Annotated in this window: 19 protein-coding genes; 12 read left to right on the top strand and 7 right to left on the bottom strand. The window is 52.5% G+C overall.

The window, feature by feature from the left end:
• Nucleotides 1-14: 14 nt before the first annotated feature.
• The 7 genes from NYE74_RS09880 to NYE74_RS09910 all read left to right on the top strand — a co-directional run bounded on the left by NYE74_RS09880 (nucleotide 15) and on the right by NYE74_RS09910 (nucleotide 8,548).
• On the top strand, nucleotides 15-935 hold the full coding sequence (locus tag NYE74_RS09880; RefSeq protein WP_036619992.1) for a glycyl-radical enzyme activating protein: 921 nt from the start codon (nucleotides 15-17) through the stop codon (nucleotides 933-935).
• A 37-nt stretch (nucleotides 936-972) separates the two neighbouring features.
• A complete protein-coding gene (locus NYE74_RS09885) occupies nucleotides 973-2,211 on the top strand; it encodes an acetate/propionate family kinase (RefSeq protein ID WP_155619580.1) in 1,239 nt (412 codons plus the stop codon).
• A gap of 762 nt (nucleotides 2,212-2,973) precedes the next feature.
• Nucleotides 2,974-3,333, top strand: coding sequence for a class Ib ribonucleoside-diphosphate reductase assembly flavoprotein NrdI (gene nrdI / locus NYE74_RS09890; RefSeq protein WP_036619996.1), 360 nt, complete (start codon nucleotides 2,974-2,976; stop codon nucleotides 3,331-3,333).
• Nucleotides 3,320-5,404, top strand: coding sequence for a class 1b ribonucleoside-diphosphate reductase subunit alpha (gene nrdE, locus NYE74_RS09895; protein ID WP_213510607.1), 2,085 nt, complete (start codon nucleotides 3,320-3,322; stop codon nucleotides 5,402-5,404). Before nrdI ends, nrdE begins: the two co-directional genes overlap by 14 nt.
• Before the next feature lie 58 nt (nucleotides 5,405-5,462).
• Complete coding sequence (gene nrdF, locus NYE74_RS09900; RefSeq protein ID WP_036620001.1) at nucleotides 5,463-6,422, top strand: class 1b ribonucleoside-diphosphate reductase subunit beta; 960 nt, start codon at nucleotides 5,463-5,465, stop codon at nucleotides 6,420-6,422.
• Between the two features lie 135 nt (nucleotides 6,423-6,557).
• Nucleotides 6,558-7,850, top strand: coding sequence for a J domain-containing protein (locus NYE74_RS09905; RefSeq protein WP_036620003.1), 1,293 nt, complete (start codon nucleotides 6,558-6,560; stop codon nucleotides 7,848-7,850).
• A 104-nt stretch (nucleotides 7,851-7,954) separates the two neighbouring features.
• Nucleotides 7,955-8,548 (top strand): DUF1266 domain-containing protein, encoded by a 594-nt coding sequence (locus NYE74_RS09910; RefSeq protein ID WP_227872921.1) that lies wholly within the window; start codon nucleotides 7,955-7,957, stop codon nucleotides 8,546-8,548.
• 80 nt (nucleotides 8,549-8,628) lie between these two features.
• On the opposite strand, the gene NYE74_RS09915 is transcribed toward NYE74_RS09910, so the two are convergent.
• The 3 genes from NYE74_RS09915 to NYE74_RS09925 all read right to left on the bottom strand — a co-directional run bounded on the left by NYE74_RS09915 (nucleotide 8,629) and on the right by NYE74_RS09925 (nucleotide 11,048).
• On the bottom strand, nucleotides 8,629-9,390 hold the full coding sequence (locus NYE74_RS09915; protein WP_036620007.1) for a GNAT family N-acetyltransferase: 762 nt from the start codon (nucleotides 9,388-9,390) through the stop codon (nucleotides 8,629-8,631).
• A gap of 135 nt (nucleotides 9,391-9,525) precedes the next feature.
• A complete protein-coding gene (locus NYE74_RS09920; protein ID WP_115311385.1) occupies nucleotides 9,526-9,642 on the bottom strand; it encodes a sporulation protein YjcZ in 117 nt (38 codons plus the stop codon).
• Nucleotides 9,643-9,878: 236 nt separating this feature from the next.
• The gene (locus NYE74_RS09925; protein ID WP_036620009.1) at nucleotides 9,879-11,048 is read right to left on the bottom strand and encodes an MFS transporter; all 1,170 of its coding nucleotides are present in this window, start codon (nucleotides 11,046-11,048) and stop codon (nucleotides 9,879-9,881) included.
• Between the two features lie 800 nt (nucleotides 11,049-11,848).
• Here NYE74_RS09925 and NYE74_RS09930 point away from each other — a divergent pair.
• The 5 genes from NYE74_RS09930 (at nucleotide 11,849) to NYE74_RS09950 (ending at nucleotide 19,074) form a co-directional block, all read left to right on the top strand.
• Nucleotides 11,849-12,289: a hypothetical protein gene (locus tag NYE74_RS09930; protein ID WP_036627611.1), complete on the top strand. Its 441-nt coding sequence runs from the start codon at nucleotides 11,849-11,851 to the stop codon at nucleotides 12,287-12,289.
• An 89-nt stretch (nucleotides 12,290-12,378) separates the two neighbouring features.
• Complete coding sequence (locus NYE74_RS09935) at nucleotides 12,379-13,527, top strand: transglutaminase domain-containing protein (RefSeq protein WP_213510974.1); 1,149 nt, start codon at nucleotides 12,379-12,381, stop codon at nucleotides 13,525-13,527.
• A 269-nt stretch (nucleotides 13,528-13,796) separates the two neighbouring features.
• A complete protein-coding gene (locus tag NYE74_RS09940) occupies nucleotides 13,797-15,821 on the top strand; it encodes a peptidoglycan D,D-transpeptidase FtsI family protein (protein ID WP_036620012.1) in 2,025 nt (674 codons plus the stop codon).
• Nucleotides 15,822-15,951: 130 nt separating this feature from the next.
• The gene (locus NYE74_RS09945) at nucleotides 15,952-18,006 is read left to right on the top strand and encodes a peptidoglycan D,D-transpeptidase FtsI family protein (protein ID WP_036620015.1); all 2,055 of its coding nucleotides are present in this window, start codon (nucleotides 15,952-15,954) and stop codon (nucleotides 18,004-18,006) included.
• A gap of 261 nt (nucleotides 18,007-18,267) precedes the next feature.
• Nucleotides 18,268-19,074: a polysaccharide deacetylase family protein gene (locus NYE74_RS09950; RefSeq protein ID WP_051985284.1), complete on the top strand. Its 807-nt coding sequence runs from the start codon at nucleotides 18,268-18,270 to the stop codon at nucleotides 19,072-19,074.
• Between the two features lie 126 nt (nucleotides 19,075-19,200).
• Here NYE74_RS09950 and NYE74_RS09955 read toward each other — a convergent pair whose 3' ends face one another.
• The 4 genes from NYE74_RS09955 to NYE74_RS09970 form a co-directional block, all read right to left on the bottom strand.
• The gene (locus tag NYE74_RS09955) at nucleotides 19,201-20,412 is read right to left on the bottom strand and encodes an ABC transporter permease (protein WP_278738055.1); all 1,212 of its coding nucleotides are present in this window, start codon (nucleotides 20,410-20,412) and stop codon (nucleotides 19,201-19,203) included.
• Nucleotides 20,409-21,131, bottom strand: a complete 723-nt coding sequence (locus NYE74_RS09960; protein WP_036620019.1) for an ABC transporter ATP-binding protein — start codon at nucleotides 21,129-21,131, stop codon at nucleotides 20,409-20,411. The genes NYE74_RS09955 and NYE74_RS09960 overlap by 4 nt, the downstream gene beginning before the upstream one ends.
• Nucleotides 21,128-22,585, bottom strand: coding sequence for an efflux RND transporter periplasmic adaptor subunit (locus NYE74_RS09965; RefSeq protein ID WP_036620020.1), 1,458 nt, complete (start codon nucleotides 22,583-22,585; stop codon nucleotides 21,128-21,130). Before NYE74_RS09965 ends, NYE74_RS09960 begins: the two co-directional genes overlap by 4 nt.
• A 140-nt stretch (nucleotides 22,586-22,725) precedes the next feature.
• A complete protein-coding gene (locus tag NYE74_RS09970; RefSeq protein WP_036620022.1) occupies nucleotides 22,726-23,859 on the bottom strand; it encodes a TolC family protein in 1,134 nt (377 codons plus the stop codon).
• Nucleotides 23,860-23,988 lie beyond the last annotated feature (129 nt).

The following is a 23,988-nucleotide window of genomic DNA, read 5'->3' on the forward strand; positions in this document are numbered from 1 at the left end:
TCAGGAGGCCCACCATGAATGAAGTCATTTGGGAAGCCAGGGGGATGGTCAGCGAAATTCAGCGCTTCTCGCTCCATGACGGTCCAGGTATCCGCACAATCGTATTTCTGAAGGGCTGCCCGCTGCGCTGCAGCTGGTGCAGCAATCCCGAAACCCAGGCTCCCGGCAGCCAGCTGATGGTTCAGGAGGACAACTGCGTCAGCTGCGGACGCTGCGCCAATGTCTGTCCAGCGGGGGCCATCAGCTATCAGCCGAAGGTGACGGTTAACCGCCTAAGCTGCGTATCCTGCGGACTTTGCAGCGCCGAATGCGGCAGCGGGGCGCTGACTATGAACGGCAAAGAGATGAGCACCTCTGAGATTGTGTCCATTCTGCGCAAGGACGAGGCTTATTACCGGCGTTCCGGCGGGGGGATTACCCTCTCCGGCGGTGAACCGCTTTATCAGAGCGACTTCGTTCTGAACCTCCTTCGCGCCTGCAAGGATCAAGGCTGGAACACAGCGATTGAAACCACGGCCTTCTGTAATCCGGCCGTGCTGGATAACGTGCTGCCGCTGCTCGATACGGTTTTGCTGGACATCAAGCACATGGAGGACAGCAAACACTATGAATATGTGCAGCAGTCCAACTCGCTGATTCTGGAGAACGCCCGGCGGATTGCCGGGCAGGGGGCGCAGATGATCATTCGCGTTCCCGTCGTTCCGGGCTTCAACGACACCATCCATGAGATCGCCGCCATCGCCTCGTTCGCCGCGGAACTGCCGGGGGTGCGGGAACTGCATCTGCTGCCTTTTCACCGGCTGGGCGAGAATAAATACACCTATCTGGGTACGGAATACCATATGAAGCATCAGACGCCACCTCCAAGCGACGAGATGGAGAGCCTGCGCCATGTGGCGGAAGGTTATGGCTTGCGCTGCCAAATCGGAGGTTGAATTAAAAAAGAAGTACGTATGAAAGGAAGAGCCGTTTATGAAGGTGCTGGTCATTAACAGCGGCAGCTCGTCCTTGAAATATCAGCTGTTTGATATGAAGGATGAATCGGTGCTTGCGAAGGGAATTATTGAAGAGATTGGAACGGAGCAGGCGATTCATCGTCAGGATAATACACCGCCGCTGCCTCCGCAGACCGGTCTGCGGATCCTGGAGCATAAGGAGTCCATCACCCATATGCTTGCGGCGCTGATGGATCCGGGCAACGGGTGCATCGCCTCGGTGCGGGAAATCGCGGCAGTAGGGCACCGGATTGCCCATGGCGGCGAATTCTTTTCGGATTCGGCACTGGTGGACAATGAGGTGCTGCAGGCGGTAAGGCGCAATATCGAGCTGGCGCCGCTGCACAATCCGGCCAATCTGAAGGGGATCGAAGCGTTCCGCCAGCTGCTGGGCGAGGAGACGCCGATGGTGTGCGTGTTCGATACCGCTTTTCACCAGACGATGCCGCAGGAGAGCTACATGTATCCACTGCCAAGAGTCTTGTATGACCGCCATAAAATCAGAAGATACGGGTTCCACGGAACCTCGCATAAATATGTCAGCTTGCGCCTTGGCGAAATTACCGGCCGACCCCTCCAGGGAACCCGTGTAATCTCCTGCCATATCGGCAACGGAGCCAGCATTACCGCCATTCGGGACGGGAAGTCTGTAGATACCAGTATGGGCATGACCCCGCTGGAAGGCCTGATGGGAACCCGCTGCGGCGATATCGACCCGGCGATCATTCCCTTTGTGATGGCCAAAGAGAATCTGGGTCTTGGCGAGATCAACTCGCTGCTGAACAAACATAGCGGGCTGGCCGGCGTCTCCGGCCAGGGCTCCGATTTGCGCGAGATCATCCGCTGCGCCGATGAAGGCCATGAGGGAGCCAGGCTGGCGCTGAATATGTATGTACAGCGCATTCGCAAATACATCGGCTCCTACTGCGCCGTGCTGAACGGTCTGGATACGCTGATCTTTACCGACGGGGTCGGCGAGAATTCCGATTATATTCGCGCCAAGGTGTGCGAGAGTCTGACCTATCTGGGGCTGGAGCTGGACCCGGAACTGAACCGGTCCCGCTCGCCCGGCGAGCGCAAGATCAGCACCCCCGCCTCCCGTGTGGCGGTGCATATCATCCCCACCAACGAAGAGCTGATGATTGCGCGCGATACACAGCGGCTCGTCCAACAGCGTGCTGCTTCTGCGGCCGTGCACCGGTCTGTCCCAATGTGATGCGGCCATTGTCAAAAAACCTTGTCATAACGGTTGTTTGCCGGTATGACAAGGTTTTTTGCACGCCTAGTAAATGATCCAGAAAAAACGTGTTAATCTACGGGTCGGGTGGAGGTACTATCCAAAAAAATAGCGGAACTTTATGGTCTTATTTTCCGAATGGAGCCTGTTCGTCCTGATTAGCGGAATTTTTTGGCCCTATTTTTCAATGGGTGCTGCGAAAGGCGGCCATTCCCCTGTGATTTGAGAAAATAGCGCCATAATTTTCCTTTATTTCTCTCCGAAATGGGATTTCGCCGAAATAGAGCCATTTTTTTCCCTTATGTTTCCGGCTGAGTTTTTTAGCAAGCTAACTTTTGCAGTTCAAGAGAAGCCGCCACCATGCTCCATTATTTCAGGAACAGCCTACTAGCCAAGCCAGGGCTCAACTGCCGAACTCTTAATTAAACCGCAAAAGGGAAAGCAAAACAAAGTAGTTTCCACGCACAGCAATCTATCTTTTTTTGATAGAAAAATTTTTAAAAAATTTTTATCAACAGCTTGTCCCCCAGCGGGCCCTGGTATGATGCGGGATTGCATCGATTTTCCACATTATCCACAGGGGATTTGGGTGCGGTTTGGGACGTTTACCAGGTTGACAACACAATATATAGGTATTAAATTAAACAAGTACACCAATATGTTGTTGTGAAGCGAATTTTGGTGTTTATCTCATTATATCAAATACTTACCGGGTAATAGAAGAAAAGTGGGGGAGTAACAATGCTGATTGCCTATGATTCCAAAACCGGAAACGTGAAACGGTTCATCCAGAAGCTCGATTTGCCCGCCGTGCAAATTGACGAGAATATGACGCTGGAGGAGCCGTTTGTGCTGATTACATATACGACGGGGTTTGGACAGGTGCCGGCAAAGGTCTCCGCTTTTCTCGAGCATAACCATCAGCGGCTGCTCGGTGTAGCGGCCAGCGGAAACCGCAACTGGGGCGAGCGTTTTGCCCTGAGCGCCGATTTGATCGCCCAGCGCTACCATGTTCCCGTGGTGGCCAAATTCGAGCTGTCGGGCACGAAACAGGATGCGGAAAGATTTAAGCAGGAGGTGAGCCGGGTTGCGGCATATTGAACTGAACAACATGTTGATGAAGCGGGACGAGAGCGGGTTCTTCCAACTGGAGAAGGACCGGGAAGCCGTCGCCGAATTTATGCAAGAAGTCGAACGCAAAAGCGTGACCTTTTCGAGTACGACCGATAAAGTGCGGTACATGATCGAAAACGATTATTACGAGAACGTGTACGAGCAGTATACGGAAGCCGAGGTCGAACGCGTATATGCCATTACCCACGGCTATCATTTTGAGTTTCCGTCTTATATGGCGGCGTCGAAGTTTTATACCGACTACGCGCTGAAGACGAACGATAAGTCCAAGTATCTGGAGCATTACCCGGACCGGGTAGCGGCGGTGGCGCTGCACCTCGGCCGCGGCAACGCGGAGACCGCCAGCCTGCTGGCCCGTTCCATGATGGAGCAGCGGCTGCAGCCGGCGACGCCGACGTTCCTGAACGCGGGCAAAAGCCGGCGCGGCGAGATGGTGTCCTGTTTCCTGCTGGAAATGGACGACTCGCTGAACTCGATCAACTACGTGCTGAACACCTGCATGCAGCTGTCCAAAATCGGCGGCGGCGTAGCGGTAAACCTGTCGAAGCTGCGCGGACGCGGCGAGCCGATCAAAGGCGTGGAAGGCGCGGCCAAAGGGATCATGCCGGTGCTGAAGCTGATGGAGGACGCTTTTTCCTATGCCGACCAGATGGGTCAGCGCAAAGGATCGGGCGCGGGGTACTACAACATTTTCGGCTGGGACGTTGCGGAATTTTTGGACAGCAAAAAAATCAACGCCGACGAACGGATTCGCTTGAAAACCTTGTCGATCGGGCTGATCGTGCCGAACCGTTTTTATCAACTGGCCAAGGACAACGAACCGCTTTACGTGTTCGGTCCTTACAGTGTATATAAAGCTTACGGCACTCATTTGGACGACATGGACCTGGACGTGATGTACGACAAGCTGCTCGCCGACGAGCGGGTTAAGAAAAGAAAGCTGATGAGCGCGCGCGACATGCTGACCAAGATCGCCACGGTCCAGCTGGAATCCGGTTACCCGTACATCATGAACAAGAGCAACGCCAACAACCAGCATGCGCTGAACAAGGTCGGGAAGATCAAAATGTCCAACCTGTGCACGGAGATCTTCCAGCTGCAGGAGACGTCGGAAATCGCCGATTACGGGCAAGCGGATGCGATCCGCCGCGACATCAGCTGCAACCTGGCTTCCCTGAACATCGTGAACGTGATGGAGCGGAAGATGGTTCGCGAATCCGTGCACGAAGGCATGGTGGCGCTCACGTCCGTCAGCGACATGACGCATATTTCCAACGCTCCCGGCGTTGCCAAAGCGAACCGGGAAATGCATTCCGTCGGGCTCGGCGTGATGAATCTGCATGGATTTTTCGCAAAAAACAAAATCGCCTACGAAAGCGAAGAGGCGCGCGATTTTGCCCGTACGTTCTTTATGATGATGAACTATTATTCCCTGGAAAAAAGCATGGAGATCGCCGTGCAAACCGGAGAAACCTTCGCCGGATTCGAACAATCCGACTACGCTACAGGGGAGTATTTCGAACGGTATCTGAATACGGACTACCGTCCGCGCACCGGCAAAGCGGCCGCTCTGTTCGAAGGCATGCACATCCCGTCCCCGCAGGACTGGGCCGAACTGAAGCAGCAGGTGATGAAAAACGGCTTGTACCATGCTTACCGTCTGGCGATTGCGCCGACCGCCAGCATTTCGTACATTCAGAACGCCACCTCGAGCGTGATGCCGGTCGTGGAGCAAATCGAAACCCGGACCTACGCGAACTCGACGACGTATTATCCGATGCCGTATCTGAGCCGGGAAAATATTTTCTTCTATAAATCCGCTTATCAGATGGACCAGTTCAAGGTGATCGACCTGATCGCGGAAATCGTGCCGCATGTCGACCAGGGCATCTCGACGATCCTTCACGTCAACAGCAACGTGACGACCCGCCAGTTGGCGCGTTGCTATCTGTATGCCGCGCATAAAGGGCTGAAGTCGCTGTATTATACCCGGACGAAGAAGCTGTCCGTGGAAGAATGCCTGACCTGCTCGGTATAAGAGGTCTTTTTGAACTTGCACTATAACGAAAGACTTAGAAAGGGATGAAAGATCGGCGATGTGCGCATTACGAGCTGTAAACTGGAACCGTCCGGACGACGATTTTACGATGATGTTCTGGAACCAGAACATCATGCAGTTCTGGACGGATGACGAAATCCCGTTGTCCGACGACAAAATGTCCTGGATGACGTTAAACGATGATGAAAAAGACGCATATATGAAGGTCCTCGGCGGTCTGACGCTGCTTGATACGGTACAGGGCGGCGTCGGCATGCCGCAGATCATGGAGCATGTGGAGGGCCTGCAGCGCAAAGCCGTGCTCGGCTTTATGGGCATGATGGAGCAGATCCATGCCAAATCGTACAGCAGCATTTTCACTACGCTCGCTTCCAATGAGGAGATTGACGAGATCTTCCGCTGGGTGGAGCAGAACCCGATGCTGCAGACGAAAGCGGAGACGATCCGCCAGTACTACACCAACATCCGCTCCCCGAGAGAGCTGTATTTGGCGATGGCGGCCTCCGTCCTGCTGGAGAGCTACTTGTTCTATAGCGGATTCTTCTACCCGCTGTATTTGGCCGGCCAGGGCAAAATGACCTGCAGCGGCGAAATCATCGACCTGATTCTGCGCGATGAGAGCATTCACGGCGTGTACGTGGGCGTGCTGGCCCAGGAAATCTACGCGCAAATGAGCGAAGACGAGCAAAAAGACGTATACGAAACGCTGGAAGGGCTGCTGCACTACCTGCACGCCAACGAAGAGCGGTATACGGAGCAGATTTACACGAAAATCGGACTGGTGGACGAAGTGAAAGTCTTCCTGCGGTATAACGCCAACAAGGCGTTTATGAACCTCGGCTTTGAGCCGCCGTTCGAGGAGGAAGAGGTTAACCCGATCGTGTTCAACGGGATCCGTACCGACACGAAGCAGCACGACTTTTTCTCCAAAAAAGGCAACGGCTACGTACGGGCGCTGAACGTCGAGCCGCTGACCGACGAAGATTTCAATTTCTAAGCCGACGGGCTTTTTAAATAAGAACAGGGTGTTTGCTCCCGGAAGCGATCTTACAGCGGGAGACGCCCTGTTTTTGCTTGCAAGCGTAAGCTGTCTGAAAGTTAAGCAACCTGACTTGAGGAGTGAAAGTTACTTTTGACGACGATTTGGAGCATATTGGGGATCGAACCGACGCAAGACAAGCAGCAGATCAAGAAGGCCTATGCCAAGAAACTGCGGATGGCTCACCCAGAGAACGACCCAAGAGGCTATCAGCGGCTCAGGGAGGCTTTTGACGCGGCCATAAAGCAGGCCGGCATGCCGGAGGAGCATGATTTTCCCGGATACGGCCAGGACCTGAAGACCGGAGTCGCGATCGGGACGAAGCAGGAGGGGGAACCGGCCCCCGATTCGTTGGCGCTTTTTGAACAACACCTGCATGAACTTTACACGGATTTCAAGCGCCGCGTCGATCCGCAGGAATGGAAAATGCTAGCGAACCAGGATTACATATGGGACGTAGGGGCGCAAGGCGAGCGATTCGACGCGCTGATCCGGTTTCTGGACGAACATCGGCATATGCCGGCGAACGTGTGGAAAGTATTGGATGAACTGTTTTTGATCAGAGAAAACTTTGAGCACGGGTATGACTACTTTGACGATGAATTGATGGAATTTGTGACCGGACAGATTAGCGGAGGCCTGGCGATGGGCTACGAATGCTTCTTGAACCGGGAGCTGGCGATCGACTTGGAGGCATATCTCGGCTTAAGACAAGAGGCGCAGCTCAGTCTGATGGATGGCCGGCTGGAAGACGCCGGGCGGGAGCTTGCCGCCGCCCATGCGCTGTTCCGGGAGGACCCGGACCTGGAGTTAATGCGGGCCAAGCATGCTATTATGGCCGGGGATTCCGGCGCAGCGCTGGCTGTTCTCCATCAGGTCGTCCGTTTGAACCCGGAGGCGCGGGAAGCTTATCTGCTGCGCGGGAGATTGTTATTTGATCGGCGGCAGTACCGTGAAGCGCTGCAGGATGCGGAGTATTTGCTGCAGTTTTCTCCCACGCCGCAGGATGCGTACTGCTTGGCTTTGGAATGCCGGGAGGTTCTCGGTCAGGTTGAACAGGCCTGGGAGGACGGCAGGAAGCGCTGGGAGTTTGAGCGGAACTCTATACACTATCGTTTCTATGCGGTGTGGTCGCGTTTTAAAAACCGGCATCTATTCCCCCAAAAATATAGCAGGCTGCCGTTCAAGGTTCGGCTGCGGATGTGGCAGTTTGAACTCCTAATGATGCTGTTTCTGTTCCTGGGGCTAAATTGGCTGTACATTCTGCTCTATCTCGTCTGCCGGTTTACGTTTGGCGCCGGTTCCGCTATCGCCGCGATTTGGCTGGCAGTCATGTTGTGGAATACCTGGAAGACGGCCAAAATCGCCTGGATGCGGCGCATCTGACCGAAGGAGGGCGTTTTTAGATGTTACCCAAGTACAGTTTTTTTAGGCGCAGACGGCTGAATCAGTACTTTCGCTGTTTGTCGGCTAATTGCTTTGATGGGATTATGGCAGATTATTTTAATTTTTATGAATTCACCTGGCTTAACCGCTGGTTACGTAAAGGTGTGATAACCCTATCTCTCAAAAAAAATGAGGTTGCCAATGCGGAACAGTTGAAGGACAGGATTCGTACGCTGCTGGATGCGGATGCCGACCTTTACCGGGAATACCGCCGGATTCATAGAATCCTGTTCGTTTTACCGGAGGCGGCGCGCAGCAAATATATCGAAGCCCGGCAAGGCGGCGGCGATCATGCCAAGCTGGTGCTGGTGAATCACTGTCTGCACCAACTGCCCTCGGGCAACATTGCCGGGTATGGGGCCGCCTGGGCGGTCGCCTTAAGCCGAATCGGCCGGGCCAAAGGCTGGCTGACGGCCGAGGAAGCCTGGCAGTACAAGCTCGCGGCAGCCCGCTTTGCCCAAAGCTGCTACGATAGCTGGGGAGAGTTCTTTATCGCTCACTCCATCGGTTCTCTCTTTTCTCAGCCTAATCCGAAGCTCAAAGAAACATTGTTGGTGACGGGCATGGTTTCCCTAATGGAGGGAAGCTCGCTGCTTTACAGGAAGGCCAAGTGGGATATGAATCTGGAGCCGGATTGAGCGGGCGGTTCATCCTCCGTCTTAATATGCATTCCGCCGTTATTGTAGCGCCGGGGTGTACCTGTCGGATCGAAAGCCCGTTAAGCCGGAAGCAACCGCTCCAGCAGCTTATCGAATTTATTGACGCTCAAGATTTCATGCGTGACGAACTTCCCGTCATAGTACAGGGCAAAGGTTGTCCAAACCGCGGGGGCCTGCTGGGCCTGTTCTTTGGATGTGATCCGGCGGGCGCGGAAGGGGACGCCTTTGGCGCGGGCCGCTTCCCGCAGCTCCTCAAGCATGCCGGCCGCAAACGGGCATTGGGCCGTGTAATAGATCGAAACTCCTTCTTCCGGAACGGATGCCTGCTTGACGTGCGGTTTGAACGCAGGAGAAGCGGCGGTTTCGTTCCAGGTTAAAGCCAGCAACTGAAAATAAGGCTCGGCCTCATCCGCCACTATAAACCCCATATGCTCAAAAAAAGCCTTGTCGCTCAGATAAGGCAGCTTTTTGCTTCCGGCGATATGCACAATGCCGTCCATGCCCCGGGCCGCCGCGTCCTCCTTGCACCGCTCCAGCAGCTTTGCGGCATGCCCCTGCCCCTTATGCCTGCCCGACACCCAAAGACAATTGATGAACATATAATTGGGAGCATCGATGGGGATCCAGGCCTGATCGGCCGGCAAATATTCGATGAAAACTTTGGCCCGGTCGTCCAGACGGTAAAAAACGAGGCCCTCGTCCATTCGTTCCTTCAGCCAGTGCTTTTTCTCATTGACGGCCGCTTCATACTGCTTGGCGCCCAATGCGCAGCAAATGTGTTGTTCGTCGATATTTTGCTTCGTAATTTGCAAATATGCCAAGTGGACCAGTCCTTTCCGCGGATATCTTATCTGGTTTTTTCTATCCAGTATAAGCTTTGCCGTTCGTTAAATCTATGAAAAAAAACAGCCTGCCGCACGGCAGACTGTTTGGCTTGCGGTTATTGGCAAAGCCCATTAATGAAAAGTAGAGCGAAGAATGATCACCAGCAAAATGTACAATACGAGAATCGTGCCTGTTGACGTCCAGAAGCCGTAAAGGCCATGAACAGGTGCAACATGGACCGGTGCAATATGCACAGGCGCGACATTAACAGGCGCAACATTGACGGGTCCAACATTAGCGGGACCGATATTAGCGGGACCAATATTGGCGGGTCCAACCGCGCCGGGCCAAACATTGTTTAAGGAGCTCATTTTTGGTTCACCTCGATATATTTGGTTATCAGCTGATTTCACGTTATCTTATGTCGGGCGTTCGTCTCTGTCCTGTGCGGCGGCCCAGAGGGCGAAAAAACTATAAAATGGGCTTACGGCCGGCCGGCTTCGGCGCCGATCGGCGGCGTAAATACGCCGGGATGTTTCCTCGGCGGCGCCAAAATGAGCGCCAGCATCAGCAGGAAAAAGGCCAGGAAGTAGGGAGAATACGACCCGTGCATCGCCCCGGCGGCGATCGGCCCGATAAAGGAACCTAGCGACGTCGCGATCGACTGAAGGGAAAATACGGTGCCAAGCCTTTGTCCCCCGCTCAGGTCGATAAACAGGGAAGAGAGCGCCGGAAAGACGATGCCTTTGGCCATGCCCAGGACGAACAGAATCGCCGGCAGCGGGATGAAATCGAGTGCGGCCAGCGCAAAAAAACAGAGCGCAACACCCAGGATGCCGAAGCTCGCCCGTTTGTAAGGCGACAGTTTGCTAAGAAACAGCATCGAAAGGGTGACAAGCGCCCCCAGGCTGATGATCGAAAAATAGAGGCCGGTGTGCATGATTTCGGAAGCCCCGCCGGTTTGCAGCGGCAGTTCGAAAAACAGAATACCCTGGGAGCAGGCGACGGCCAGCGACAGAAGGTAGTAGCGGAGCGGAATGACGTTGAGCTTGAGCGGGATCCCGGAGGAGGCCGTTTTCGGCTCCAGAGCGGCTGGTTTGCTCGTTTTCGCGGGCTCGTGAATGGTGATCATGGCGATGACGCTTGTTGTGATGAGCAGCCAGCCCAGCATTTGAAACGCGAGCGAGAAGCCCGACTGGGCCACAAGGAACGCGCCGACCGCCGGCGAGACGACGGAAGCGATCGTGTGCATCACCCCGTGGCCGGCCATCAGTTTCCCCTGCTGCACCGGATTATTGGACAGCGAAGCAAGCATCGCCAGGCAGGCCGGCGACAAAAAGGCCAGCACAAAGCCGCTGATCGAGCGTATGACGAGCAGCTGCCACGGCTCCGTCACATGCGCCTGAAGCAGCAATAGTACACCGGCGGTAAGCAAGCTGAAAATCATGTATCTCCGGCTGCCGTGCCGGTCTACGCCTTGGCCGGCGATCAGGTTGCCGGGCAAATGCGTTAAGGAGTAGATCCCCATCATCCAGCCGATAAACGTCGGCGCCGCGCCGAGGGACAACGCAAACGGAGTCAGAATCGGATACTGGGCGTGCAGGTCGAAGAAAGCGAGAAACATAAAGAAATACAGCCAGAACGCGATTTTCATGCGTTAGCCCTCCTCTCTTGGATAGTAACGATGCTCTACTTGTACTACTTGTACGCCTGAAGGGATGAAGTTATGTCTAAATGGCGGAAAGCTTCCTGCTTTTAAGCTGCTTTTCGTTCTGTGAAAATTGAGGAAAAAAACTACCTGATAAACGCGGTCTGGCTTGCTTGAAAGTACGTCGATAGACGTTTTTCTTATGTTCGTTAGCTGCCCGGAAACGGGATAAGGTTATAATCGAAGGATAGAATTACCGGAACGACCAACCGGAACGGCCAACCGGGACGACGAACCGTCGTCCTTCAAAATAACGGCACTTTATGTACTTATTATCCGGAGCGAGGCATATTCATCCCCATTAACGGCATTTTTGGTCCTTATTTTCTTATGAAGGGTCCGGAACGCGGGCATTTCCTTGCAACGGGGGAAAATAGCTGCATAAAATACCTCTATTTCTCTCAAATGGATGGATATCGCCGGAATAACGACATTTTTTGTTCTTATGTTTTCCGCTGGAGTTCCTCCTCATTCGTCCTGCCAGCGTGTTGGCAGGTTGAACGGGTTAGGAGGTAAATGTAGCCTGATTGCTCTCCCTGTATAAAAATGTATGGCAAACATGTACGGCCCCACAGGGACTAAAGGCACGTCTTCTTCAGCCCCTGTATTATGATGGCAAAGGGGTTAAGCTGACACCGGCCTGGGCCATCATGTATAATGGTAAGGCAACCGTGTTGTTGCCGAAATAACCGGGCCGGCCAGGGAAGAACTCCGCCGGCAAAAACGTGTAGGAGTGTTTGCAAATGATGGACGTGCAAGTATGGACTGAATTTTTGAAAGAGAACTGGCTGGTCATCGTCGTGGCCCTGGTCATCCTTTTTCTGGTGCTGAATTTCGTCAGAACCGTCGTCAAATGGGCGCTTGTATTGGTGATCGCGGCTTTTATCATTATTTACAGCGGCATTTCCCTTAAGGACATCGGCAACGCGGTAGCCACTGTGAAGGAACAGGCCGTGAATATCAGCCAAAGCGAAGTTTTGAATATGATGAAAAAAGAAGCCAAGGAAGCCAAGCTGACGCAAAACTCGGACGGATCGTTTACGATTTCCACGCCGAATTTGGAAGTGACCGGCACCGAGGGGAGCGATAAAGTGAAGGTTTCGTTCCACGGCGTGTCCATGGGAGAATGGTCGGTGAACGATACGCTGAAGGCCTTTATTCAAGAGGCGCAGCGCAATTCCAAGTAAGCGGCGGTTCGAATTGCATCTGCATTTTTCGGAAAATTTATCGTTAATATATATGCCGCGCCGGCAAATCATCAGGATCGGGGGGTGACATGATGGAGGATTTGCTGCAAAGTGTGCGGGAATACAACTTCATATCGTTGCTGCTGCTGTTCATCCTGCTGGGATCGATACTTCAGGGCTTGCTGCGCGGGGCATCGCGGTCGGCCGGCCGCTTGTTTTCGCTGCTCAGCGGGGGCGTGCTGTCGCTGCTCGGGATTGCCGCCGCCATCCCGCTTACGTTGTGGATTTCTCCCAAGGTGCAGGGGTGGCTGGCTATGCTGGAGATACCGCAGCGTGAGCTGGCGCTTTGGGAGCAGGTGTTTTATACGTTCATCATGGCGGTAAGGGACTTTCCGCTGATGCGTTTTGCCGTCGTGTTCATCCTGATGTACTGGCTGATCCGGACGATTGCCGGGCTGGCTGCCGCGCTTTTCGGCGGCGGCTCCTGGTTCGGGCGGCTGTTCTCGGGCGGAGACCGCCCGGCTTCGCTGCTGAGCCGTTTGGCCGGAGCATGCATCGGCGGTGTGATCGGGGCGGCGCGCTGCCTGATGGTTATCGCCGTGCTTTTTATCGCCGTGACGTTGTTTCCGAACAGCGGCTTCAGCCGTTATGTCGAGGCGTCCCCGGTATACCAGCAGGGGGCCCGCACCATCATTGAACCGCTGACCGGCAACCTGATCAAGGAGAAGCTGCCGGTGTTCACCCGCAGTGTGGAGGCGGAGCTCAGCGGAATTCTGCAGCAAAAATACGAGCTGATCGACGCCCATATCCCGCAGGATATCGAGCTGGCGGCGGCCGAGATTACGAAAGGCGCGGATAGCGACGAGGAGAAGGCCCGCCGGTTGTACGACTGGATCGGCACGAGAGTCAGCTACGATTACGATAAAGTGAAGGACTATGAGGAGAAGGGGATCTGGCACGAGCAGACGCCGCAAATGACGTTTGAGACGAAAAAAGGCGTCTGCATCGATTACGCCCGCCTGTACGCGGTGATGGCGAGGTCGCAGGGCCTGGACGTCAAGGTCATCACCGGGCTCGGTTATGACGGGCAGGGCGGATACGGCCCGCATGCCTGGAACGAAGTGTTTTTGCCTGCGCAAAACGCCTGGATTCCGCTCGACGCGACCTGGGCCCAAAGCGGGGACTGGTTTAATCCTCCGGCCTTCAGCGAAACCCATATCCCGGATAAATTAATCTAACTAGGAAGTACGCATCTAAAATTTTTTTCCGGAGGCGGGCGAAAAAAGTTGGAACCGGGCCGTAACTTCGACGGGCCCTATTTCGTTAAAGTTATATAATAATAAGTTTCCGGCGGAGCCGAACAATTCTATAATCGTGGAGAAAAACTGCCGTTAAACGCGGTCTGCCTTCCCAGAAAATACATCGATAGACGTTTTTCTTATGCAAGTATAGAAGAGTGTAGACTTATCGATCCGATTTTTGAAAGGAAGAAGGTAGGGGAAACGCAATGAAAAGTGTCTACATGGACGATCCGCGCAAGCAAGAAGCGGCGATGCAGAGACATTTTAATATTCGGCTAAACCTGTTTTTCTTTAGCGCTTTTGCGATTTTTACCGTGATTATCGTTCGCCTGGCGATTTTGCAGTTCGTGGAAGGCCCGACGTTGTCCAGGCAGGAAAGCAATCTGCGGGTAAAGGATGTGCCAATGCCTCCGATGAGAGGTTCTATATTGGCTGCCGGTGGAGAAAAGCTGGCTTATTCGACACCGGTTCAATCTTTGTATTTGACTTTGCAAAAGAGCAGTTACAGCCAGGACAGTGAATCGGGAAAGAAGAATTACGAGGAAGCGGTGGCTTTAGCCCGGAAATTGAAAAATGCGTTTGCCAGATACGGAGCCCCGGACAAGGCCATGTCCGAAGAGGACATCCTTAAAGCGATGGACCTTAATTTCCAGACCAATAACGGTTTTGTTCCAAGGCGAATCAAAGCGGAATTGACCCCTAAAGAAGTTGCGTACTTTATTGAACGCAAAAGCGAATTTTCGGGGATTGACATCGTTGAGGAGAGCATCCGCCACTACGACAAGGACAGAGTAGCCGTGCAAACGATCGGTTATCTTAAAAAGTTTCAATCAACAAGGGATTTGGATTGGTATGACCCGATCAGGGAAGCAAAAAAAGAGGATCCTTCCCTGCAGTATACGGAGGAAGAGCTTGTCGGTTTCGACGGCTTGGAATTGTACTATCAAAATGAATTGCGGGGCAAAAACGGATTTAAGAGCGTCCCGATCGATCCGCGCAATATGGCAAACGGGATTCCGGAGCTGACGCCGCCGGAAAAAGGTTATGATTTGCATACAACGATCAATAAAAATGTACAGCTCGCCGCCCAGCAAGCCATCATGGACCAAATCAAATGGGTACACACGCATACGGTGTCCGGAAAAGTGCATCCCCATGCCAAAACCGGTTATGCCGTCGCGATGGAAGTGGATACCGGCAATGTGGTGGCGATGGCCAGCATGCCGGATTACGATACGAACTTATGGCAGTCGGGCGGGGTTTCGACGGAAGATTGGAACAAAATTATGGATAATTACCGAAACGGGACGATAACGCCAAACAGTTCGGGACGTTCGGGACATAATTTCGACTCCACCGTTTACCTTGGTTCGACGATCAAACCTTTGTCCGTGTTAGTTGGCTTAAACGAAGGCCTGTTTACGACGAGTGATCGATACAACGATACGGGGATTGCCTATTTCGGGAGAAATGATTCGTCAAGCGTGCGAAATTCCTCAAGACATGTGTACGGCCGAATTACCCCTAGAGAGGCGATCATTAAATCCTCCAATACGTTTATGGTCGATATGGTGGGAGAAAAGCTGTGGAAGAAATATCGCGACAAAGGGATTGGCATTTGGGACGGCTATATGAAGCAGTTTGGCCTTGGCGTACCCACGGGCGTGGATCTGCCTGAGGAATTCCGGGGCAGGCTGGATTATACCGACGAGTCGGAAACCTCCTTGGCGCGGTTGGTGTACTCTTCCTTTGGGCAGCAAGCCAAATACACCACATTGCAGCTTGCCCAGTATACGACCACGCTTGCCACCCGGGGGAAGCGGATGGAGCCGCACCTGGTCAGCAAAATTACCGATTCCGAAGGAAATGTCGTCAAGGAGATCAAACCGAAGGTGCTAAACGAGGTGAAATTTAATGACGCATACTGGAAAGAAGTAATTGCCGGGATGAGCACCAACGTGTCGTCCGCTTTTTCCGGCTTCCCGTATGACTTTGCCCGTAAAACGGGGACCTCGGAGCAAGTGGGGGGCAAAGAAAAGAGAGATAACGGCGTATTCATTGCCTTTGCCCCGCGCGAAAATCCGAAGCTTGCCGTCGCCGTCGTCATTCCTGAAGGCGGTTTTGGCGCAAACAGCGCCGCCCCGGTGGCCCGCAAAATTTTCGACGCTTACGATCGGGAGTACGGCCTCGACGGGGTGCCGAAGAAAGCGGAAAATCAAACAAGCAAATAAGAGCAGGTAAAAAGAAATCATGCTGTAACTTCGCTACGATTCTTGCGTTATGTTAATATAGATAAGGCCGACGGTTGCCTCGATCATGCCGATAAACGACTCATCAGGGGAAGAAAGTAGGGGAATCGCAGTGAAACGCGTCTACAGTGAAGATCCGCGCGAACAAGAAGCGTCGATGCAGAGACATTTTAATATACGGCTGAACATGTTTTTCTTCAGCGCATTTGCCATTTTTACCGTCATTATCGTGCGGCTGGCGATTTTGCAGTTTGTGGAAGGCCCAACCCTGTCCAAGCAGGAAAGCAGTCTGCGGGTGAAGGATGTGCCGCTGGCGCCCACGCGGGGCACGATCTATGCGGCCGGCGGGGAGAAGCTGGCGTATTCCACGCCCGTCCAGTCTCTCTATATTACTTTGCAGAAGGATTACAGCAATACGACGGACAAGGGGAAAAAGAACCGTCCGGAAGCGCTGGCCTTGGCGGATAAATTAAAAGAAGTGTTCGACAAATACGGCAAAGCGGATTCCAAGATGACGAAGGACGCCATCATCGAAGCCATGGACCTGGATTACCGGAAGCAAAACGGATTTTCGCCGCGCCGGATCAAAATGGATTTGACCAAGGAAGAGGTCGCATATTTTCTGGAGCGGAAGGATCAGTTCCCGGGGATTGATATCGTCGAAGAGAGCATCCGGCATTACGATCCGGATACGGTAGCCGTGCAGACGATCGGGTATATCCGGAAGTACTCCAATGCCTCGACGAACCTCGATTTTTATAAACAGATCCGCGCGCAAAAAGATGCGCCGCCGGATATGCAGTACACGGAAAACGAAGACGTTGGTTACGACGGGTTGGAATTGTATTATCAGAGCGAGCTGCGCGGCAAAAACGGGTACAAAAGCGTCCCGATCGATCCGCGGAACATGGCCACGGGCATCCCGGAGATCACGCCGCCGGTGAAAGGAAACGACCTGCACACGACCATCAACAAAAACATTCAGCTTGTGGCCGAACAAGCGATTTTGGACCAAATTGCGTGGGTGCATACGCACCCGGTGTCCGGTGAAGTTCATCCCAACGCCAAAACCGGGTATGCCGTCGCCATGGAAGTGGATACCGGAAATGTGGTGGCGATGGCCAGCATGCCGGATTACGATACGAACGTCTGGCAGTCGGGCGGGGTTTCGCCTGATGCTTGGAAGAAGATTTCAAGCAATTATATGAATGGGACAATTACCCCATTTAGTTCGGGACGGTCGGGACATGATTTCGAATCTACCGTCTTGCTTGGATCCACGATTAAACCGTTGTCCGTGTTACTCGGCTTGAACGAAAACTTGTTTTCGACGGACTCTTATTATAATGACACGGGGATTGCCTATTTCGGGAAAAACAATTCGTCGAGCGTCAAAAATTCACATAGAAGCGCATACGGCTTAATTGATCCGCGAGCGGCAATCAAGCATTCCTCCAACACCTTTATGGTCAATATGGTTGGGGAGAGACTTTACAATAAGTACGGCGCCAAAGGAATCGATGTATGGGACGGCTATATGAAGCAGTTTGGCCTTGGCGTATCCACGGGCGTGGATCTTCCGCAGGAGTATCTGGGCAAGCTGGAGTATATGAACGATAAGGAAACCGCCTTGTCCCGGCTGGCGTATGCTTCCTTTGGGCAGCAGGGGAAATATACCACGCTGCAGCTGGCGCAGTATACGGCGACGCTTGCCACTAGAGGCAAGCGGATGGAACCCCATCTGGTCAGTAAAATTACCGATTCCGCAGGAAATGTTGTTAAGGAATTTGAACCGAAAGTACTCAACGAAGTTAAATTTAATAATGCATACTGGAAAGAAGTTATCGCTGGGATGAGCACTGACGTGAACTTCGCATTTTCCGGCTTCCCGTATGACTTTGCCAGAAAAACAGGAACCTCGGAGCAATGGGGTGCCGGAAGAAATAGAGATAACGGCGTATTTATCGCCTTTGCGCCGCGCGAAAATCCGAAGCTCGCTGTCGCTGTAGTGATACCGGAAGGCGGCTTTGGCGCTTACAGCGCCGCGCCGGTGGCCCGTAAAATTTTCGATGCCTACGATCAGGAATATGGCCTCGACGGAGTGCCGAAGAAAACGAAAAATCAGCAGACGAACGGCCAGGCAGTTGAGAGCAACAAGGCGGAGTAAGCACCCCAAAATTGAAAAATACATGGATCAGCGATCTTTTCACAACATCGTTTGGGAGCAGGTCGCTGATTTTTTTGCATGCTTAGGAGTTTATCCGGAAGATCCGTACGAACGGGAAGCAACAAATATGGGATAGGCCTCCTTCCCCTCTTTGGATCAATATTTTTAGAAGTTACAATCTCGATACAAGTCTTCTGAAATCCGAAACAAGATCCCTCTATAATAAAATCCAACGAAACAAAAAGCGTTGAGGAGAAAATCATGCGTAGAAATCATCTTTTGTTTAGACTCCTAGTTTTGGCCGGATTTGTAATTGCTCTGATCTATGCGGCTATTCCCACCCACTTGTCCGGCAAATCAACAGTAGAAACTGCCGTTCCTTCTTTAGTGGCCAATCCTATAGAACAAAAACAACCTGTTTACCTGCCGGTTCCTGCTCCTGCTTCGGCTCCCAAATCCAAAAAAGTAGTGGCCTTGACCTTTGATGACGGACCGGACGGAAAATATACCGGAAAAGTACTTGATATTTTAAGAGAACAAAAAGTAAAAGGTACATTTTTTGTTATAGGTGAAAGAGTCAAGCAATATCCTGAGGTCTTAGAGCGCATCGTTAGTGAAGGGCATGCCCTGGGCAACCATTCCTGGAGTCACCGGAATTTAGCCAAGATCAGTGAAAAAGAAATGCGCGAGGAAATTACAAAAACGGATGAAGCCATTAATGAGGTTGTCGGATTTGTACCGGTGCTTATGCGCCCTCCTTATGGAGCCAAGTCGGATCGAGTAGAGGAGGAAATCGACCTATTGGGGCATGCCATGGCCTTATGGAATGTCGATCCGCGTGATTGGGACGGCGCCTCCGCCTCTGACATACTTGAGACCGTCAAGTCCGGTCCTGAGGAGGAGGTCACTATCCTGATGCATTCTTCAGGAGGGAGAGGCGGAGACCTGAGTAACACGATCAAGGCGCTTCCAGAGATTATCGATTACTATAAATCAAATGGCTATGTCTTTGTCACTGTGCCCGAACTAAAGGGCTTGGAGAGTCAGGCGATTGGAAAGGACGAGTAATGCTATGGACATTCAAGATATATACCGATCTTATAAAGGTGAATAGATCAAGATAATAAGTACCCGTCAAAAGCCTTGATTTTACAAGGCCTTTGACGGGTTTTAGTTTCCGTTCCGCTACAAATCTTATTCATAACGCAGGGCATCAATCGGTTTGAGCTTGGAGGCCTTGAGTGCCGGATATACTCCAAAGATTATCCCGACCAGCACACTGCTGGTGAAGGAATAGATAATCGGCTCATAGGAGAATTCTATCGGCATGCTCGCGAACTTCTCCAGCAGTTTGGCTCCGCCGATTCCGACAAAAATGCCGATGATCCCGCCAATCAGACTGATGAATACCGATTCGGTCAGGAATTGGGTCAAAATATTGCTGCGCTGGGCGCCAATCGCTTTGCGGATTCCAATCTCCCGCGTCCGTTCGGTTACCGAGACGAGCATAATGTTCATAATGCCGACCCCGCCGATGATGAGAGAAATTATGGCAACCCCAAGCAGGAGCAGATTCATAGTATCATTCACTCCGGTGGACATTTGCATAATCTCGGATTGGGTCATGATTTGGAAATCATCCTGGTCCGCAGGTTTCAGCTTGTGACTGCTGCGCAGAAGCTGCTGAATCTCCGCCCGAGCCTGATCTATTTTATCAAATGTCACGGCAGACGCATTCATTTCCTGAATATCCATTTGCCCGAACATATTCATCCCCGTCGTGATCGGGATATAAATCTGTTTGTTCGTGTAGCTGCGCATCGCATCCGCGGGACTCATAATCCCTACGACCTTAAACGGGATATCCTTGATTTGGATGGTCTCTCCTATGGTCTTGGCCGATGACTGGCCAAAAAGAGTTTGAGCCGCATCGGAGCCGAGAATGGCCACGTTAACACGGTTGTCTTCCTCAATAGATGTGAAAGTACGCCCATAGGCCAGCGACTGCTTTTTGACGCGGTAAAAGGCTCCCGAGGTCCCCTCAATCTGCGCATTGAGCACCTGCCGATTCCACGTGACTTTCGCTGAACTCATGGCACTGGGCGCTACATCGGCGACGGAGGGGAGCTTCTTCATGGCTTTGACGTCCTCCAGCGTGAAATCCTTCGGCTGGGCCATCGTCATCCAATTGTCCTCATCATAAGGTATATATGGGTAAATCATGAGCAGGTTGCTGCCCAAGCCGTTAATTTCTTTCGTGATGCTGGCGGTCGTTCCGCGGCCAATCGCCATAATAGCAATAACGGCCCCGATCCCGATGATAATCCCTAGCATCGTCAGGACCGTACGGAGCAGATTGCCGCGCAGACTGCTCAGCGCTACACGAATCGTCTCCAGCATATTCATTCCTCTGCCACTTCCCTTCGCGCGATTCTCCGGTTCTCCACCGGATGATCCTGTTCTATTTGGCCGTCGCGAAAGTGAATCAGCCGCTTGGCGTACTCCGACACCTCAATATCATGGGTAACCAGTACGATAGTCTTGCCGTTGTCATTCAGATCCTGAAAGATCTCCATAATTTCTTGGCTGGTCCGCGAGTCCAGCGCCCCTGTCGGTTCATCCGCCAGCAGGATCACGGGATTGGTGACAAGCGCTCTGGCAATAGAAACACGCTGCTGCTGTCCGCCTGACAGCTCGTTAGGCTTATTGTACATCCGCTCTGCCAATCCGACATTCGCCAGCGCCTCCATCGCACGTTCACGCCGCTCCCGGGCCGGTACGCCCGCATAAAGCATGGGTAATTCTACATTGGCAAGTGCCGTAGATCGCGGGAGCAGATGAAATTTTTGGAACACGAAGCCGATCTTCTCATTGCGGATATACGCCAGCTCATTTTCACGAGCGTCCAGAATGGAGTATCCGTCCAGATAGAACTCGCCAGAGGTAGGCGAATCCAGGCAGCCCATCACATTCATCATGCTGGATTTGCCTGAACCCGACGGACCCATGACAGCGACGAATTCTCCTTCCGTAATGGACAGACTAACGTCCCGGAGCGCATGAATTTCCTGATCGCCTACATGATATATCTTTTTCAGATTTTTAATCTCCATTACATAATTCATGGGAAGACAGCTCCTCCCGAGGCATCCATCATTCCGGCGCCTCCCGGAGCAGGGATGACAACGGTGTCGCCCTCATTGACCCCCGACTTCAGCTCTACGCGGTCTGTAGTGTAGAGTCCCAGCTCGACAGGCTTAAATTCAAAGACAGACGTATTGGAAGGATCGGCGGCGACATAGACTCCGTCTGCTCCCCCGTCCGATTGGATGGCGGTCACGGGGACGAACAAGACATTTTCACGCTTGCTGAGCTCGATCGCGATATTCATAATCATTCCCGTCTTCAGCTTGTTGTCCAAATTAGAGATAGATATCTCCGCCGGATAGGCATTTACACCCTCCTCTGTAGCGACTTCGGGAGAGATGAAGGTGACGGTGCCCGCGAATTCCTCGCCAGGATAAGCCGTAGTAGTCAGAATGGCTTTCTGTCCGGTTTTTACCTTAACAATGTCACTCTGGTTGATCTTGGTCGCAATCTTCAGGTCATTGGAATTGGAGTTGTTCATTACGATGAACGGAGCCGTGGGGCTTGTCCCCACGTCGCCATTGACCTTGAGGATGACACCATCCCAGGGAGCTGTAATCTGAAGTTTGTTCAGCTCACTGCGCTTTTGCTCCAGATCGGTCTCAGCACGGCTAATGTCGATGCGCAGATTCTCCAGTGTATCCGCCTCCGGCGGGGCCTTGAGCTTTTTAAGCTCTAATTGGGCGGTACGGTAGGACAACTCCGCATCCTCAATGCTGCTCTCAATCTGATCGCGGGTCTTGCGTACCTGCAGCTCCGTAGCGTCATAACTGGCTTGCGCCTTCTCCCACGCTTGCTCCGCTTCCGCCATCTCCTTGGCGGAGACGGCCCCGGACTCGTTTAGGAATTTTTGATCTTCATAGGTTTTCCTTGCCAGTTCCAGATCGCTTTTGGCCGTCTTGAGCCGCTCCTCGGCCTCCTGAAGATCATAGCTTTTCTTGGCATTTTCCAGTGCTTTCGCGGCTTTTTGCACATTCAATTCCTGCAGTTCCACTTCGGTTTCCTTTGGTCCTTTGGTCGCCTCGGCCAGCTTGGAACGGGCCATACGCAGCGTGTCCTCGGCATTCTGAATTTGCAGCTTTGCTTCCGTATCGTTCAACCGGGCCAGGAGTTGTCCCTTTTTCACCTGATCTCCGACCTTGACATTCACCTCGGCCAGCTTGTCCGTGCTGGTGCTGTTGAAGTTCAGATTCACCTCTTTGGAGGCTTTGACTGTTCCGGTGACGGACAGCGTCTCGGTGATGTCCCCGCGCTTCACGACGATCGCTTCGTTAGGGATCGCTGCCATCTCTGGCGCGGATTTATGCATTGAGCTATATATGGCAGCTCCGCCGCCACCGAGCGCGAGCAGCACGGCGAGGCTGATTATCCATTTTTTGCGGCGTTTCTTGCGTAATTGCTGTAGCGCGTTGTTCATTTGGTTCTGCGACATGTAACTTCCTCCTGAAAGTTTTGTGAGCATTGCTTCTTGAATCGGCTTCGTACAAAACTCGCATCGAAAGCATAAACTCAGTTTTGTGAGCGTTGCTTCCTGAACCGGCTCCGTACCAAAACTCGCTTCGGAAGCATTGGCTAACTGCTCCAAGGTTTGTTCAAGGTATAATTGGACTGGATCAGTCTCGTGGCAAGCTCGCTAATTTGCTGCTTCAATTGATCGACGCTCAGGCGAGCTTTGATCAACTCTAGTTCTACGATCAGGCCGCGTTCCCACTTCTTCTGAGCCAGTTCTAGGTCAGCCTGGGCAATCTTCAGATCTTCGTGCAGTTGTACGTATTTTTTCTGTTCTTCTTGCAGCGCGGTATAGAGAGATCTTACCGATTCGGCAAATTCGTCCTTGCCGTTGGTCAGCGCCTCATTAGCATTTTTCAAATCCAGCTTGACCATTTCATAATCTTCGGATGTTCCTTGGAAATTATAATAATGCAGACTAATCTTTGCATTTTTGACAGCGTCCTGCAGCTGCCAGATGGTTGGATTGTTTTGAAGCAAGCCTGTAATATGCGCCTCGATATTCATGGGCTCGGGCTCCTGGTAAACCGGATAATCCACAAGATGAAAAACCGTCCCCTTCGGCTTGTTCATCAAGGTGTTCAGCTCGTCCCTGGCCTTTTGCAGATCGGTTTTGCGCTCCTCCAATGTCCGCTCGGCATCCGAACGCGCCTTCGTGCTTTCGATCTTGCCCTTCTCCGAGATGAGTCCCCGGGATAGCTTGGCGATCGCAATGCGCTCCTCCAGCTTGGCGATTTGAGCGGACTCCTGAGCGACATTGACCTGATTCTCGGCTGTGATAATGGCGTAATAGGCCTTTATGGTCTGAAAATAAACCTTATCTTTGGCAAATTCAGTCTGCTTCTTGGCGGACAGGTAGGACAGATTAGCGGAGGTGTAGTCTCTCCAAGCAGCGTTGTTGGCTGTAGAATCCGATTCTTCCAAATTCGACGGAAGTTGTAAGTAGCCCAGGGCATTGGTGCTCTTTTTTAGCTCCAGATCTTTGCGTTCGAGGTCCTGAGCGGCTGTCTTCAAGGTGTAGCTGTTGGCCTGAGCCCATGCGTTGGCTTGGTCGAGAGTAAGCTCCTGCTGCTGAGCGCTGTCGCTTATATTGGCTGTCTGTGCTATATCTTCTATGTTAGACGCGGCAGCTGACGGCGCACTAAAGACAGCGGACAACGACAGAAACAGCACGGCTGCGGCTGCTTGATGTTTCATGGAGATGCTCCTTTCAAGATGGAGAAGTATAAGAGGATGAACTTGCATTATAACCTAAAATATTATAATTGGCAGTTGTATCCGTCTCGGTCGCAATTGTATCCAAGTTGTAAAATATGAGTATGTTAT

Source organism: Paenibacillus sp. FSL P4-0127 (assembly GCF_038007325.1).
GTDB lineage: Bacteria > Bacillota > Bacilli > Paenibacillales > Paenibacillaceae > Fontibacillus > Fontibacillus macerans.